Source organism: Acutalibacter sp. JLR.KK004 (genome assembly GCF_036941085.1).
In the GTDB taxonomy this organism is placed as follows: Bacteria; Bacillota; Clostridia; order Oscillospirales; family Acutalibacteraceae; genus Acutalibacter.
The window spans coordinates 211,225-224,663 of sequence record NZ_JAYMNQ010000003.1; the positions used below are offsets into that span (position 1 = coordinate 211,225).

The 13,439-nt window shown below is 54.5% G+C and carries 12 protein-coding genes; 7 read left to right on the top strand and 5 right to left on the bottom strand.

The genetic code is table 11. The features are described 5' to 3' along the window. The first annotated feature begins 113 nt into the window (after positions 1-113). From VSQ30_RS18810 to VSQ30_RS18825, 4 genes are all read left to right on the top strand, one after another. Positions 114-1,361, top strand: coding sequence for a recombinase family protein (locus tag VSQ30_RS18810; protein WP_334466474.1), 1,248 nt, complete (start codon positions 114-116; stop codon positions 1,359-1,361). Continuing rightward, on the top strand, positions 1,349-2,779 hold the full coding sequence (locus VSQ30_RS18815) for a recombinase family protein (RefSeq protein ID WP_334466476.1): 1,431 nt from the start codon (positions 1,349-1,351) through the stop codon (positions 2,777-2,779). The genes VSQ30_RS18810 and VSQ30_RS18815 overlap by 13 nt, the downstream gene beginning before the upstream one ends. Before the next feature lie 223 nt (positions 2,780-3,002). Beyond that, a complete protein-coding gene (locus VSQ30_RS18820) occupies positions 3,003-3,308 on the top strand; it encodes a hypothetical protein (RefSeq protein WP_334466478.1) in 306 nt (101 codons plus the stop codon). Between the two features lie 36 nt (positions 3,309-3,344). Then, entirely contained in the window at positions 3,345-4,424 is a 1,080-nt protein-coding gene (locus VSQ30_RS18825) for a radical SAM/SPASM domain-containing protein (RefSeq protein WP_334467009.1), read from the top strand. Positions 4,425-4,522: 98 nt separating this feature from the next. Here VSQ30_RS18825 and VSQ30_RS18830 read toward each other — a convergent pair whose 3' ends face one another. Together VSQ30_RS18830 and VSQ30_RS18835 are read right to left on the bottom strand one after the other, a co-directional pair. Beyond that, positions 4,523-4,954: a hypothetical protein gene (locus VSQ30_RS18830; protein ID WP_334466480.1), complete on the bottom strand. Its 432-nt coding sequence runs from the start codon at positions 4,952-4,954 to the stop codon at positions 4,523-4,525. A 2-nt stretch (positions 4,955-4,956) separates the two neighbouring features. After that, positions 4,957-6,135, bottom strand: a complete 1,179-nt coding sequence (locus tag VSQ30_RS18835) for a recombinase family protein (protein WP_334466482.1) — start codon at positions 6,133-6,135, stop codon at positions 4,957-4,959. Positions 6,136-6,374: 239 nt separating this feature from the next. Between VSQ30_RS18835 and VSQ30_RS18840 the strand changes: the two genes are divergently transcribed. The 3 genes from VSQ30_RS18840 to VSQ30_RS18850 all read left to right on the top strand — a co-directional run bounded on the left by VSQ30_RS18840 (position 6,375) and on the right by VSQ30_RS18850 (position 9,254). Then, positions 6,375-6,965 (top strand): hypothetical protein, encoded by a 591-nt coding sequence (locus VSQ30_RS18840; protein WP_334466484.1) that lies wholly within the window; start codon positions 6,375-6,377, stop codon positions 6,963-6,965. 3 nt (positions 6,966-6,968) lie between these two features. Next, a complete protein-coding gene (locus VSQ30_RS18845; RefSeq protein WP_334466486.1) occupies positions 6,969-8,522 on the top strand; it encodes a hypothetical protein in 1,554 nt (517 codons plus the stop codon). Between the two features lie 93 nt (positions 8,523-8,615). Then, positions 8,616-9,254, top strand: coding sequence for an ATP-binding protein (locus VSQ30_RS18850; protein ID WP_334466489.1), 639 nt, complete (start codon positions 8,616-8,618; stop codon positions 9,252-9,254). Positions 9,255-9,527: 273 nt separating this feature from the next. Here VSQ30_RS18850 and VSQ30_RS18855 read toward each other — a convergent pair whose 3' ends face one another. The 3 genes from VSQ30_RS18855 to VSQ30_RS18865 all read right to left on the bottom strand — a co-directional run bounded on the left by VSQ30_RS18855 (position 9,528) and on the right by VSQ30_RS18865 (position 13,343). Continuing rightward, complete coding sequence (locus VSQ30_RS18855) at positions 9,528-10,610, bottom strand: Ger(x)C family spore germination protein (RefSeq protein ID WP_334466492.1); 1,083 nt, start codon at positions 10,608-10,610, stop codon at positions 9,528-9,530. A gap of 24 nt (positions 10,611-10,634) precedes the next feature. After that, positions 10,635-11,732 (bottom strand): GerAB/ArcD/ProY family transporter, encoded by a 1,098-nt coding sequence (locus VSQ30_RS18860; protein ID WP_334466494.1) that lies wholly within the window; start codon positions 11,730-11,732, stop codon positions 10,635-10,637. Positions 11,733-11,885: 153 nt separating this feature from the next. Continuing rightward, positions 11,886-13,343 (bottom strand): spore germination protein, encoded by a 1,458-nt coding sequence (locus tag VSQ30_RS18865; protein ID WP_334466496.1) that lies wholly within the window; start codon positions 13,341-13,343, stop codon positions 11,886-11,888. Between the last annotated feature and the right edge of the window lie 96 nt (positions 13,344-13,439).

Here is a 13,439-nt window from a genome sequence, read left to right on the forward strand (position 1 = left end):
CGGCCTTCCTTTTTTGCCTTTGAGAATTACTCAAAAAATCGCAACCTTTTACTTGACTAATCGGCCCTTTAGAGTGATAGATAGACTACCCCGAAAGGAAAGGAGGATGGCCCATGCGCATCCGTATTATTCCCAGAAAAAACCGAAATTCCGGCAAACGGCTCCGAGTTTGTGCCTACGCCCGCGTGTCCACAGCTACCGAGGAGCAGGAGGATTCACTGGTGAACCAGACCGCATACTACCAGCAGCTCATCAGCGATAACCCTGCTTGGGAGTTCGCTGGGGTGTACAGTGACGAAGGGATAACGGGCTATAAAGAAAACCGCCCTGGTTTTCAGCAGATGCTCCAAGATGCACGGCGCGGGAAGTTCGACATGGTGCTGGTCAAGAGCATCTCTCGGTTTGCCAGAAACACCTACACCCTGCTGGATGCCACACGCGAGTTGAAGGCCCTGGGTATCTCGGTGTTCTTCGAGTTACAGAATATCGACACCCTCTCCGCCTCCGGGGAGTTGATGCTCACCATCAAGGGGGCCTTCGCCCAGGCTGAGAGCGAGAGTGCCAGCCAGGGCGCAAGGATGATGTACCGGCACAAATTCGCCCAGCAGATTCGCACAGCCGCTTCGGAGCGCACCTACGGCTTCTGCGCTGACAGGGCGGGAAACCTCTGTGTCAAAGAGGACGAGGCCCAAGTGGTGAGGCTGATGTTCGACCTCGCTGCGAGGGGAGTGTGGGCCTCGAAAATCAAAGCCTATCTCAACAAAAATAATATCCCGGCCCCCAAAGGTGGGAAATGGGATGATACTGGTGTCGCCCGTGTACTTCGGAATGAGATGTACAAGGGCGATTTAGTTTTGCAGAAAACGGTCAAAGACAGCCGCCGCATCAGCCATCCGAACCGTGGGGAGCAAGACCAGTGGTACATCAAGCACAACCACGATGCCATCGTCCCTCCCGATCTCTGGGATGAAGTCCAGGCCGTCCTTGCCCAGCGGAGAGAACACCTGGACAACCCTCTACCTCCCCCTCCTTCTCAACCCCGCTCCTGCCGCACCCACTACCCCATGACCGGGAAACTGTTCTGCCCTTACTGCGGCGAGAGGCTTATCCACAAATGGAGCAACGGTCGCCGGGAGTATTGGGCTTGCAAGACCAACATCAAGGTGTCGGCTGCGGCCTGCAAGGGCATCTGGCTCCCAGCGGAGGTTACGTTAGCTTGGGGGGAGTTCGATGAGCCAGTGACCGTTATCCCCTACGATGACGAGTTCGGGATGCATCGGTTCACCGCCCTCCCCAAAGACGAATACGAGGCATTCAGCGAGTGCCAATATGGAAAGGAAGATGATTTATGCCAAGAGTAAGCACACCAACCAGAGAAGTCCTTCACATCCCTGCGAGGCCAGAAACCCGCAACCGTGCCGCCACCCGACAGCACAGAATCCGCCTTGCTGCCTACTGCCGCGTTTCCACTGAGCAAGAGGATCAGCTCCTGAGTTTTGAAAACCAGAAGGAGTATTTCCTCGACTATGCTCGGCGGCACCCGGAGTATGAACTGGTGGACATCTACCCCGACCGTGGCATTACCGGCACGAACACCCGCCACCGAGAGGAGTTCCACCGCATGATTGCCGACTGCAAGGCCGGAAAAATTGACATGGTCATTACGAAGTCGATTAGCCGGTTCGCCCGGAACACCCAGGATTGCCTAAAGTACACACGGCTGCTCAAAGACCTGGGCATCGGGGTGGTGTTTGAGAAGGAGGGAATCAACACCCTGGACGGCTCCGGCGAGTTGCTTTTCACGATCCTCTCCTCGCTGGCCCAGGACGAGAGCCGCTCCATCTCGGAGAACACCACCTGGGGTATCCGCTACCTGTTCACCCAAGGGGTGCTGCATCTCAACACCAACCGCTTCCTCGGCTATGACAAGGACAAGGATGGGAGGCTGGTGGTAAACCCGGAGCAGGCCGCTATTGTTCGCCGCATCTACGCTGAGTTCATGGACGGCAACGGCCCTGGGGTGATTGCTCGGCGGCTCCGGGAGGAGGGAGTTCCCGGAGTCATGGGAGAGCCGAAGTGGTGTGTGTCCACCATCATGGGCATCCTCCGCAATGAGAAGTACACCGGCGATGCGTTACTCCAAAAGACCTATACCGCCGACTACCTCAGTAAAAAGACAGTCAAGAATAATGGCGAGGTTGACCAGGTTTGGGTCAAGCACAACCACGAGGCCATCATCCCCAAGGATTTGTGGGACATCGTCCAGATGGAGATCGAGCGGCGGAGCCTTTACCTGGACGCTGGGCAGCTCCGAACCAGTGGTCGCTACACGGACGAGCAGCCCTTCTCCACCAAGGTGTTCTGCGGAAAGTGTGGTCGGCTTTTCCGCAGACGGACGCTGACCCGCCTCAACGCCAAGAAAATCGTCTGGATGTGTTCCAGTTACTATGAGGTGAAGGGAGTGCCTGGTTGCGGCTGTGAGAAGATCGAGGAGCGGGCCTTACATCAAGCCTTCGTGGATGCCTGGAACTATCTCCTGGCATACAGGGAGAAGTACCTCCCGGAGTGGGAGCGGACAGTCGAGTGCGCCGATGAGAACGCACTCCTGGCCTACCGCGCAGAGCAGCTCATTAACCTCACCGCCGATGCCGAGCCACTGACCGGGCTTGACACCGCCATCGTGAACAAGGTGCTGGAACGCTGCCTCGTTCACCCTGACGGGAGCATCGACTTCTTCCTGCTCGATGGCACCGAGCTTCGGGCCAAGGACATAACCTGACACCAGCAACCCAAGACGGGGGCGACCTTCCAGTGCAACGCTGGCGGTCGCCCCCGTTTTGCTGTCAGCCTTTTCAGTATTTGGTTCTGGGCATGAAATTGAATCAATAAGGGCTGGATTTGTGTGGTTGCACTGGCCTTGACATGACCTTTGTGCGGTGATATGATTGATTAACGCTGGATGGTAGAATTATTCCATATCTCTTCACTGGGGGTGGGCGCTGATGAGCATCGATGAACTGTTTTCCGAGTATGAGAGCCAAACCGGGTATTCATCTTCCTACGGTTATGATGATCACACAGATAGAGGTAGCGATTATGACGATGACTATTCTTGCAGGAATCGCCATACTGATGAAGGTAATGATCACGATGATGATTGGTATTGCCGTGATACCCACACAGATGATGATTGGTATGACGACCATGAAGACCATGATGACTATACGGATACTCAACACGAAGATACCCATGATGACTACGATGATTACACCGATACAAAGCACGAGGATTCGCACGATGACTACTGAGGCCCTGGAATGAAGAATAAAATTAATCTCTTGGTAATGCCCACGGATTGCTGTAACATGAATTGCGTTTATTGTTTCCATAGTAGTTTCCACGAAAAAGAGGGAAGAATGAGTGGTGAGACACTACGTAGGTTGTATGACATTACTTTTGCCTGCTATCAAAATGTGCTCATCATTTGGCATGGCGGAGAACCTCTCTGCATGGGTAAATCTTTTTTTGAAGAAGCCTTACAGCTACAAACGTCATACCCTGGTGTTCATGTAATAAATCGGATGCAGAGCAATTTGACTCTTCTTACCGATGATATGGCAGATTTTCTATGTAGCAGCCATATCGGGGTGGGGAGCTCATTTGATGGGATAAACAATGAGTATTTAAGAGGAGACTCCGAAAGGATATTAGCTGGACGGGAAAAACTTCTGAGCCGCGGGAAAGCCTGCGGTTTCATCATGGTTTTGTCCCGAAAAAATGTGGACACTCTCATTGAAAGTTATGAATTATTTAAACGTCTAAACGCCAATTATAGTATCAACCCCTATGTTCACACTACAGCAGTGAATGATTCTGAATTGGCTCTGGATGCATCACATACAATTCAGCGGCTACAAGAATTCTTTGATTACTGGATTGCAGATGCAAAATGCAACGTCCATGTGGACTACTTTGAAAGAATCCTTAAATTCATCATTTTTGGGAAAAAGAGTGTTTGTAAATATACGTCATGTCTTGGCAAGTGGTTAGGCATAAGATATGATGGAAGCATTGTTCCATGTAATCGATACTTTCCGGATGAGTTTGGCCTGGGGAGCATTTGGGATTACGACAAATTATCCGATGCGTTCCAATCCGATGGTTTTCGCCGCCTTCTTGAGGGCGCAATCGAACGGCGATACAAATGCCAAAACTGTGAAGTGTTTCCTTTCTGTGCTGGTGGTTGCAACAATGTGGCGTTAAACGAGGGCGGAATTACCGAAAACGGCGGTTCAACCTGCAAGATTACCAAAGGGATTTATTCATACATTAAGACCTATCTCTCAGACTCCGAAGATCACCGTTTGGCTGACCGACAAGCTAACCCGATGATTAGGCGCCTTATCTCAAATAAGGGATACTAACAAGTGTAATCACAGCAATGGGGCGACCTACCAGTTCAACGCTGGCGGTCGCCCCCTTTTCTTCGTTATCAGCCCCCTCTCATCCGGGCCTGCCTCGCTTACTCCTCAGTGGCCTCGCCCTTTTTCTTATGCTCCCCACGGGCATACGGCACACCCTTCTTCAAGTCGAAGATGATGGCCTTGTCCGTCTTGCTGTAGGTGCCGGGGACCTTGTATTTCTTGCTGGGGTCCCACTCCGGCATGACCGCCCGGATGGTCTCCACCAGCTTGCTGTTCTGGTACAGCACCGCCAACGCGCCCTGCTCGTCCTTCTCCTTGGAGAAGGCGACCTTCTGCGGGTCCTTCTCGGTGGTCACCTGGATGGCCAGCTTCTTGGAGCCGCTGTCCAGCAGGTAGTGGACGAACGGCGCGTACTCCAACGCCTCCACGATGCCCCGCGTCTGCCGGAGCTTGGTCGGCTCGATGATGAGGGACATGGGTGGGACGTGCTTCACGATCTCGATGACCTCGAACTTGCTCAACATGGACATAATCAATTCTCCTTTTCTTCGCTTTGAATGTTCAGTGCGGACAGGACCTTCGTCCAGTCCTTTCGGCTCCAGTGGGGGTCAAGGACGACAAAGCCCTTCAAACGTCCCCGCTTGATAGTGGTGATTGCCAGCCGCTCGATGGGCTTGTCCTTCCTCGTCCGCCCGCGCCTGCGGCTGCGGTCAGAGAGCATGGCTTGCACCTTGTCCCAATCGCTCCGCTCGATGATGGCGGGGTGGTGGTCGCGGACGATGTACTTCCGCTCCTGGCCCCGGTTCTTGACCACCTTATGGTCGAGGAAATCTGGGGTGACGGTCTTCTGATTGATAACATCCCCACAGTATTTTTCATTTCGGAGGATGTTGTAAACGCTCCCTACTGGCCACACCTCAAGGCCCTTCACGGTCGGCACCTGGGCGGCGGTCAGCATAGCGGCGATTTCTTTCACCGATACCCCGTCAAGGTAGTTGGCGTAGATGAATCTCACGGTATCAGCCTCGTCCGGCACAATGAACATATTCCCTTTCTCATCGGTGTCATAGCCGAGCAAGGCCCAGGTCGGAGCAAGCGTCATGCCTTTGGCAAAACGCCTCTTGTACGACCATTTGATGGCCTCCGACTTGTTTTCCGACTCACCCTGTGCAACGCTGCTCAACAGGGCAAGCATGGCGTCAATGCCCCTATCCAGTGTGTTCAGATGCTCGTCCTCAAAGAGGATTCCAACTGGCGGGTCGAGTTTCTTAAGCTGCCGGATGTAGGACAGGCAATCGAGGGTGTTCCTCGCAAAGCGGCGGATGTCCTTCGTGATGATGAGGTCGATTCTTCCCTCCTTGCAAGCCTCGATCATCTCCTTGAACTGTTTCCTCTTGGCGACACTCGTACCAGAAATGCCCTCGTCTGCAAAAGTGCCTACATACTCCCAGCCGGGGTGGTTTTGGATGTAATTCTCATAATACTGCACCTGCAACTCGTAGCTCCCGGTCTGGCTGGCCTGGTCGGTGCTGACGCGGCAGTAAGCAGCCACACGCAGCACCCTTGGCACCTCCGGCTCAAGATCATAAGTCGCTGGTATGATTTCGACCTTCACCTCGCCAGAGAACGCCTCCTGGACCTTTTTGCGTACTGCGTCCTTTCGCTCCTGCTTGGACGGCCCTGCGGTCTTCCCCTTCTTTTTCCCTTTCATTCAATCACCTCCCTCCCCGCATATAAACCGATGCGTAGGGGCGCAAAAATGCGCCTGTTTATTATACTTGACGGAAGGGAAGGGGGCCTTCCACAAAAGAAAAAAAGCCGTTTCCACGGCCTCAGAAGTTTTGACTTTTTATGATAGGTTGTGCTATAATTAGCTGACTATTGTCTAACCATAGTACACATTCTCTCATATATGCACTGACATCATAGATTGGAAGGAGAAAAGAAGCTATGCAAACACTTATTGTCGTTTACAAGAACAGGGATGAAATGGCAATCAACCAGCTTCGCAAGCTATTGGAAACCGATGATGACCATGAAGATAGGATTGTCGGTGTCGAAGATGGTAGTGTCGAAATCGTGCCGTGGACCGAGAAAGTCTGGATTCAAAATAAGGAGGCGGGAACGATAAAGTCTAAGGTCTTGCTCATTGATGATATTAAGGGTAGTGACCAGTTGTCGCCTATAATGGACATTAAGTATGACAAATATGGCATCATCTACGGTTGGGCGGGTTCTCAGGCTCTTTTGACGATTGATGAAAAAGCCCTAAAGAAGAAAGAGAACTACGAGAAATTCTTGGCTGAATTACGCACTAAAGTTAAAAATGGGGTGACCAAGAAGGAAAAGAAGCTGGGGTTAAATAAACGAACCGTGGGGAAGGGATTAGCGACCGCTTTCTTGCCTTTTGTCTGGCCAGCTTTCGCTGCCAGCTTGATAAAAGACGGGTTTGATGATGGGAAAATCGTTCGCCAGCAAATGCTGATGCTTGGCATGAATGAGCTGTACTACAACCACCTCGACCAATTTTTGAAGGGATAAGCCATGGTTGTTACTGAAGCGGTGAAAGAGGGCTGGGATTTCTATTCTAAGTATGGGGGAGCCGCAGTGGGTGCCGATGCCGGAGCTGCATACGTTGGACGAGTAGAAGATGCCATCCAAGCCCTAAACGATGAGATTAACGCTTTCTCAACAAACAATCAAGCGGCAGAACAACTAAAAGGATTCATAGCCGAGGCATGGCATAGCGGAACCTTTAACATAAATGCCGCTTTGCGAGATTCTGTAGCTAAAGCCGTTAGGGAGGGCGATAACGGTCACGCTTCTGTTGATGTTACCCTTCATGCGGCTGACGGATCAAAGGTCCCCTTTAGTCTGAAATATTATGGCAGCGGGAAGGGCTCTAAGGGTTCAGCCGCAATGCAGGCCAAAAATGTGATCGAAGCCTATCATGAGTACTTAAGCAAACCCAGAGCTGGAAGCCCGATGACTTTTGAGGAGTACATCGCACGATACGGCTACCCCAATGAGACTCAAGAGTTACTCAAATCCGTCTATTATGGGCAAGGTCGCATCATTCCTTCAGATCAAATGGATGATGCGATTGCCTACCTCACCCGGAAAATGAATGAGGAACTTGGCAAAGAAGGACCGAATCGTGCTGCTGTCTACCAGAACTATAAAGAAACCCTCGAAAGGCTAAGTGACAGGATCAAAGCCAGTGATGGCACGGAGTCCATTCCTTTGACGAAGGATGAATCCGAGGCTATTGCTGCCCTGGCAAAAGAAGAGGACTTTGATGCTGCAAATTTTGGAATCAGCTTAGATTTGATTACCAGAGAGTACATTTTTAAGCAGGCCCTTAAAGCAGGTTATACGTCTGCCGTCATTACGTTTGTCCTTCAAATGGCTCCTGAGATATTCAAAGCCATTGACTACCTGATAAAAAATGGCGAGATAGATATTGCCCAGCTTAAGCGGTCTGGCTGGACAGCTATATCGGCTTCCGCAACAGGGTTTATCCGAGGCTCCGTTTCATCTGGCTTGACCATCGCCTGCCAAGCGGGAAAACTTGGCAAAGCATTCATGGGTGCTGATAGCACAGTAATTGGTGCAATAACTGTCATAGTTATGGATGCCATGAAATACAGCTTTAATGTTGCCTGCGGGAAAAGCACTCCTGGACAGATGGGCTACGCATTGACCAAAGAAGTCATAGTTTCCGCTGCGGCTATCGGTGGAGGGCTTGCTCTCCAGCCAGTAATCCCCGTGGTCGGTTATCTGTTAGGGAGCTTCCTTGGCAGTGTTGCAGCGAGCGTCACACTTGAGGTAGGCGAAAAGGTGTTTTTATCCTTCTGCGCGGATTCCGGCTTCACCTGTTTCGGGCTTGTTGACCAGAATTACGAATTGCCGCCCGATATTCTGGAGTACATAGGCTTAGATGTTATCAAAATTAAGGAAAAGGATATTGCGCGTTGTGAAATCCCAAGGGTATCTTTAGAGCGTGTCTCTATAGGCAAGGTTGAATACAGCACAATAAGCATCAAGGTGATGAAACGCGGTGTAGTTGGGGTCAACAAAATTGCCTATGTCATGTGAAAACGAGGGGGGGGGGGGGGGGGGGTAAAGTCCCCGGCTCGGTGCTGCCACAGGCGTTTTGCTAATTGGTATCTCATGCAGAGTTAGGCGGGCGTGCTGTTTTTAGACGAATTCCCCGAGTTTTCCAAAAGCGCCATGGAAGTGCTGCGCCAGCCTATGGAGGACGGGGTGGTTACAATCTCCCGGGTGGGGGGCAACGCCAGCTATCCCTGCCGTTTTATGCTGGTGGCCGCCATGAACCCCTGCCCCTGCGGGTATTTTGGCCATCCCACCCGGCCCTGCACCTGTTCGCCCCGGGCAGTAGACCGGTATCTGGGGCGGATTTCCGGGCCGCTTCTGGACAGGATGGATCTCCATGTAGAGGTGATGCCCGTAGAATTTGAGGCCCTTTCCTCTGCCGGGGAGGAGGAAAGCTCTGCCCAGGTGCGGGCCAGGGTAAACGCTGCCAGAAAGCGCCAGACAGAGCGCTATGAGGGCAAGGGCTTCACCTGTAACGGCCAACTGCCGCCGAACCTGCTGCGGGAAGCCTGCCCCACCACCGAGGAGGCGGGCCGCCTGCTCCGCCGGGCCTTTGAAAAATTCGGCTTCTCTGCCCGCACCTACGACCGGGTGCTGAAGGTTTCCCGCACCATTGCCGATTTGGACAACTGCGATGTCATCGGCAGCGCCCACGCGGCAGAGGCGGTGCAGTACCGGACGCTGGACAGGAAATACTGGCTGAATGGGATTTAGGGGACCATTGATTAAATCGCGCTTAACGGCTTTGCACACATCTTGACGGCAAATCTGGCGGCGCGATATGCGCACAAGATTTAATCAGCACTTCCTTAAACAGTAAAAGCGCCCTGTATGCAGGGCGCTTTTTGTCTGAAAAGAATCATGAATAAATTGTGAATTGTGGTAATTTGGAGGTAAAAACCTGCGGTTTGTAACCGGATTGTAACCAGCTTTCCGGTTTGTTTTGGCCGCCTGGCAAGGCGGGAAAAACCGGATTTTAGGCACGCCCTATCCTTCCAGCCGCAGCACCTGGACAGAGGTGCGCACCTCGTAGCGGCACGCTGCCATTTCCTCGTGCCACCCGGCGCTGGCGGTGCGCCAGTAAGCGGGATACTGTCGGTACAGCAGGTTTCCAAAGCCAAAGATGTCGCAGTTATCCTCCTGCACGCTCTGCTCCAGGGCAGAGAGTACCTCCCCTTCCAGCAGGGCGGCGGCCTCTTTCTCTATCTGGGCATACTCCCCGGCCCCCAGCCGGCTGCGCCCGCCGGAAACGGCGCTGATATCTGCCTGCGCCTCTACGGAAATGGTGAACACCGGGCCGTCCCCGTCTATCCGGGCATCTATCTTTCCTTTAGACTGGGAAAGGGACAGGGTTGCCGCCCCGAAGCTGCCCTGCACCACAGCTTCCCCTTTTTCCAGCAGGTTTTTGGCCGCCAGATACCCCCGTGTTTGGGAAAGGGACAGGGCGCCTGCCTGCTTATAGCCGGTGAAATAGGCTGTAGAGGCAATCTCCACCCCCTCTTTTCCTGCCCGCAGCACCGGCAGCACAGCGGAAGATCCTTCCCGCTTCACCCCGTTTACAAAGTCCAGAAGCTGTGCCCCCACGGCTTTGCCGTTAAGCTGCCCGCTTTTTCCCAGCTCCTGCAGCTCCGACATCCGTAAAAGCTTCCCGTCCTTTTCAAAGGAGAGGACTTCCCCCGCGCTCCCCTCTGCCAGATATACCTGCACCGCAGGGCGGGTGTTGTAGTAGCGGATGAAAAAATCCAGGCAGCTATCCAGGCCCTGCCGGGCGCAGGTTTCCCCAAACACCACCAGGTAGTTGTGGGAATAGAAAGGCTCCCGGCCTGTGGAAAGGGAGAGGTTTGTCAGGGCTTCCAGCACAGATTTCCCGGTGCTGGTGAAGCACTCCTCCCCCTCGTCCTCGGGGGACACAGAGGAGCGCACTGTCACCAAAAAGCCGTCCTCCACAGCGTCCACGCCGATGCCATGTATCAGCAGGCGCTCATACAGCTCCCGGTATCCGCAGCCCTGCATGGAGAGCATCAGCGCCGCCACAAGCGCCAGGGCCAAAGCTTTTTTCCATAGAGCCATTCCCATACCTCCTGTCAGCGCCCCTTACGGGGCCTTTTTTGTCTGTTTTTCTCCCCGCCGGGAAAGTAAGTCCGCCGCCAGCACCAGCAGGGGGATGGCAAAGCCTGCCGCCGCTGTACACAGGAAAAGGATCCTCGTGTCCAGCAGAAACCTTTGGGCCAGGGGGGACATAGCGGCCCACAGGGCCAGGCCCAGCATCAGCGCGGCGGAAAGCCAGGCCCCGCTTTTTGCCTCTCCCGGTTCCTTTTGCAGGGCAGCGGCGCACAGCCGGCAGCAGTACATGTCAAAGGCCAGCTTCACCACCAGCCCCATCATCCACACGCCGGTGAAAACCGCGTCCAGCCGCTGCATGGATCGCACCTGGGTGATGGAGGCCAGGGCATACACCGGGAAATTCTGGGTGTATGCGTACCGCCCCAGGCACCCCACCACCAGGAACAGGAGCAGGCACACAAACACCGCCGTCCCCCCTGCCCAGCAGGCAAAGCCCAGCCCCTTTTTCCCCTTCACCATGGGCAGGAGCATGGCCATATCCGCGAAGATGGAGGTGCGGGCGATAAAGAGCAGCACACCCGCATAGGTTTGGGAAAAGCCGTTATAGAAAAGCGGCTCCAGGTTTTCCGGGGAGAACCGCCAGGCCACAATGCCGAACACCAGCCCGCAGCCCAACAGCAGCACCACGAACACGCAGGTGGCGCACCGGGCAATGGTTTCAATGCCTTTCAAGGCCCCGTAAAGGGCGGCCCCGGCAAGCACCGCCGTCACCAGGGCGGCGGAAAAGGCGGGGTTTATGATGTCCATGAGAAAAAGCTGGAACAGCGCCAGAGACGCGCCGTTTATCACCACAAAATAGGCAAAATAGAGGAGGGGCACGGCTTTTCCCGCAAAGCCCATATCCAGTACCGCTGCCCGGCTGACATCCAGCCCCGGCCTGCGTCTGTGCAGGCCCCACACAGGCAGGGCAATGATAAACCCCAGGGCCATGGCAAGCACATAAGACACCATGCTGTCCAGCATATTTTCCCCCCCGGTATACTGGGCGTTCAGCGCAATGGTCACCACCACCCGGGACACGAACATGCTGATGAAAAACTGCGCCGCGCTGATTTTCCGCTCTGCCATCCTGTTTCCTCCTTCTGCCAGGGGGCTTAAGGGGTATTTTTGAGGAAAATACCCCTTAAGAATCCCCAAAACCTTTACCCGCCCCCGCTGTGGGGTGTAAGCGGCCTTGCAGGCCCGGTATCCATACATTTCCGGATAATATAATGATAGTCCTTATTGCCCTGTTTCCCGGCTGCCGGGCATGTCCTGCACCTTGGCGTCCCGGCGGGAAAGCTTCTGCCAGCCTGCCCGGGCGAACACGTCCCGGAAGGCCAGGCTTCCGCTGTAGGGCGCAACCGGGGACAGCAGGGGCACCCCGAAGCTTTCCGAGCCGCACAGGTTCAAAAGCAGCAGCGCCAGCCCCAGCATCACGCCCCACACCCCTAAAAAGTTCCCCGCCAGCAGGAAGGCCAGCCGTAAAAGGGCCAAAGGCTCGTAAAGCCGGGGCACCGCATAGCCCGCTATGGCGGTGAGGGCCACCACCAGCAGGGAAGGGGCGCTGACAAGCCCCGCCGACACCGCTGTGTCTCCCACCACCAGGCCCCCTACAATGCTCACAGTGGCGGAAAGGGATCGGGGCGCCCGCAGGCCCGCCTCCCGCAAAACTTCGTAGAGGAAGTATAAAAGCAAGGTTTCCGCCATAACCGGGAAAGGTGTTTGGGCTTCAGCCTCCGCGATTTTCAAAAGCAGGCTTTCCGGCAGCAGTTCCGGGTGGTGGGTGGTAATCGCCACGTACAGCCCGGGCAGGAAGGCGCTGAGGAAAAAGGCCAGGTATTTCAGCCAGCGGATAAAGGTGCCGTAAAAGGGCCGGGTGAGGTAGTCGTCCAGGGTTTGGAAATTTTCCACAAACAGGAAGGGAACCAGCAGCACGCTGGGAGTGCCCTCCACCAGGACAGCCACCCGGCCCTCCTCTATTTTCCCGCACACCACGTCGGGGCGCTCGCTCATGCCCACCCCGGTGAAAACGCTCCCGCCCCGCTCTAAAAAGCCCGCCAGGTATCCCGCCCCCAGGGCGGTTTGCAAATCGCACTCTTTCAGCCGTTTTTTCACCTTTTCCACCACCTGGGGCGAGGCGATGCCCTCCAGATAGCAGATAGCCAGGGGAGTGTGGCTCTGGTTCCCTGCCTGGGCCTTCTCAAACTTCAGGGACGTGGTTTTCATCCTGCGGCGTATCATGGCCATGTTGGCCTGATAGCTTTCTGTAAAACCGTCCTTGGCCCCCCGCTGCATCACCTCGTTCTGCGGCTCCTCCGGCCCCCGGCTTTCAAAGCCCTGCACGCCAAATACCAGCGCTTCCCCGCAGCCGTCTATGCACAGAACCGCAAAGCCGCTCATCAAAAGCAGCAGCACCTGCTCCATCTGGGTTTCCCGTTTCTGTTCCACAGAGCCTAAAACGTTCTTTTCAATAAATTTCAGCTTCATTTCCCCATCCCCGGGCATAACAGGCGCGCCCATCAGGGGGTTTAAAATGCTCAGGGTGATGGTCTGCTTGCTTACCAGGCCGTCCAGGGCAAACAGCGCCGCCCCGGTGCCGGAAAGCTCCAGCTCCCGGAGCATGAAGTCCATGGATTTTTGAAACTGGCCCTGCAGATATGTTTTGTTTTCCTCCAGCTTTGCCGATACCCTTTCCATGCTGCGCCCCCCTTTTATACGGCTAGTATTCGCCGGAAAAAGCAAAAATATGCAGAAAGAAACGCCCATAAACTGGGCGTTTCTTGGGATACTATA

Excerpts from the sequence above, each read along its gene's own strand:
- VSQ30_RS18830 (WP_334466480.1), bottom strand. The coding sequence starts at position 4,954 with ATGTCCATGTTGAGCAAGTTCGAGGTCATCGAGATCGTGAAGCACGTC.
- VSQ30_RS18825 (WP_334467009.1), top strand. The coding sequence starts at position 3,345 with ATGCCCACGGATTGCTGTAACATGAATTGCGTTTATTGTTTCCATAGT.
- VSQ30_RS18860 (WP_334466494.1), bottom strand. The coding sequence starts at position 11,732 with ATGGCAGAGCGGAAAATCAGCGCGGCGCAGTTTTTCATCAGCATGTTC.
- VSQ30_RS18820 (WP_334466478.1), top strand. The coding sequence starts at position 3,003 with ATGAGCATCGATGAACTGTTTTCCGAGTATGAGAGCCAAACCGGGTAT.
- VSQ30_RS18840 (WP_334466484.1), top strand. The coding sequence starts at position 6,375 with ATGCAAACACTTATTGTCGTTTACAAGAACAGGGATGAAATGGCAATC.
- VSQ30_RS18865 (WP_334466496.1), bottom strand. The coding sequence starts at position 13,343 with ATGGAAAGGGTATCGGCAAAGCTGGAGGAAAACAAAACATATCTGCAG.
- VSQ30_RS18815 (WP_334466476.1), top strand. The coding sequence starts at position 1,349 with ATGCCAAGAGTAAGCACACCAACCAGAGAAGTCCTTCACATCCCTGCG.
- VSQ30_RS18835 (WP_334466482.1), bottom strand. The coding sequence starts at position 6,135 with ATGAAAGGGAAAAAGAAGGGGAAGACCGCAGGGCCGTCCAAGCAGGAG.
- VSQ30_RS18855 (WP_334466492.1), bottom strand. The coding sequence starts at position 10,610 with ATGGCTCTATGGAAAAAAGCTTTGGCCCTGGCGCTTGTGGCGGCGCTG.
- VSQ30_RS18810 (WP_334466474.1), top strand. The coding sequence starts at position 114 with ATGCGCATCCGTATTATTCCCAGAAAAAACCGAAATTCCGGCAAACGG.
- VSQ30_RS18845 (WP_334466486.1), top strand. The coding sequence starts at position 6,969 with ATGGTTGTTACTGAAGCGGTGAAAGAGGGCTGGGATTTCTATTCTAAG.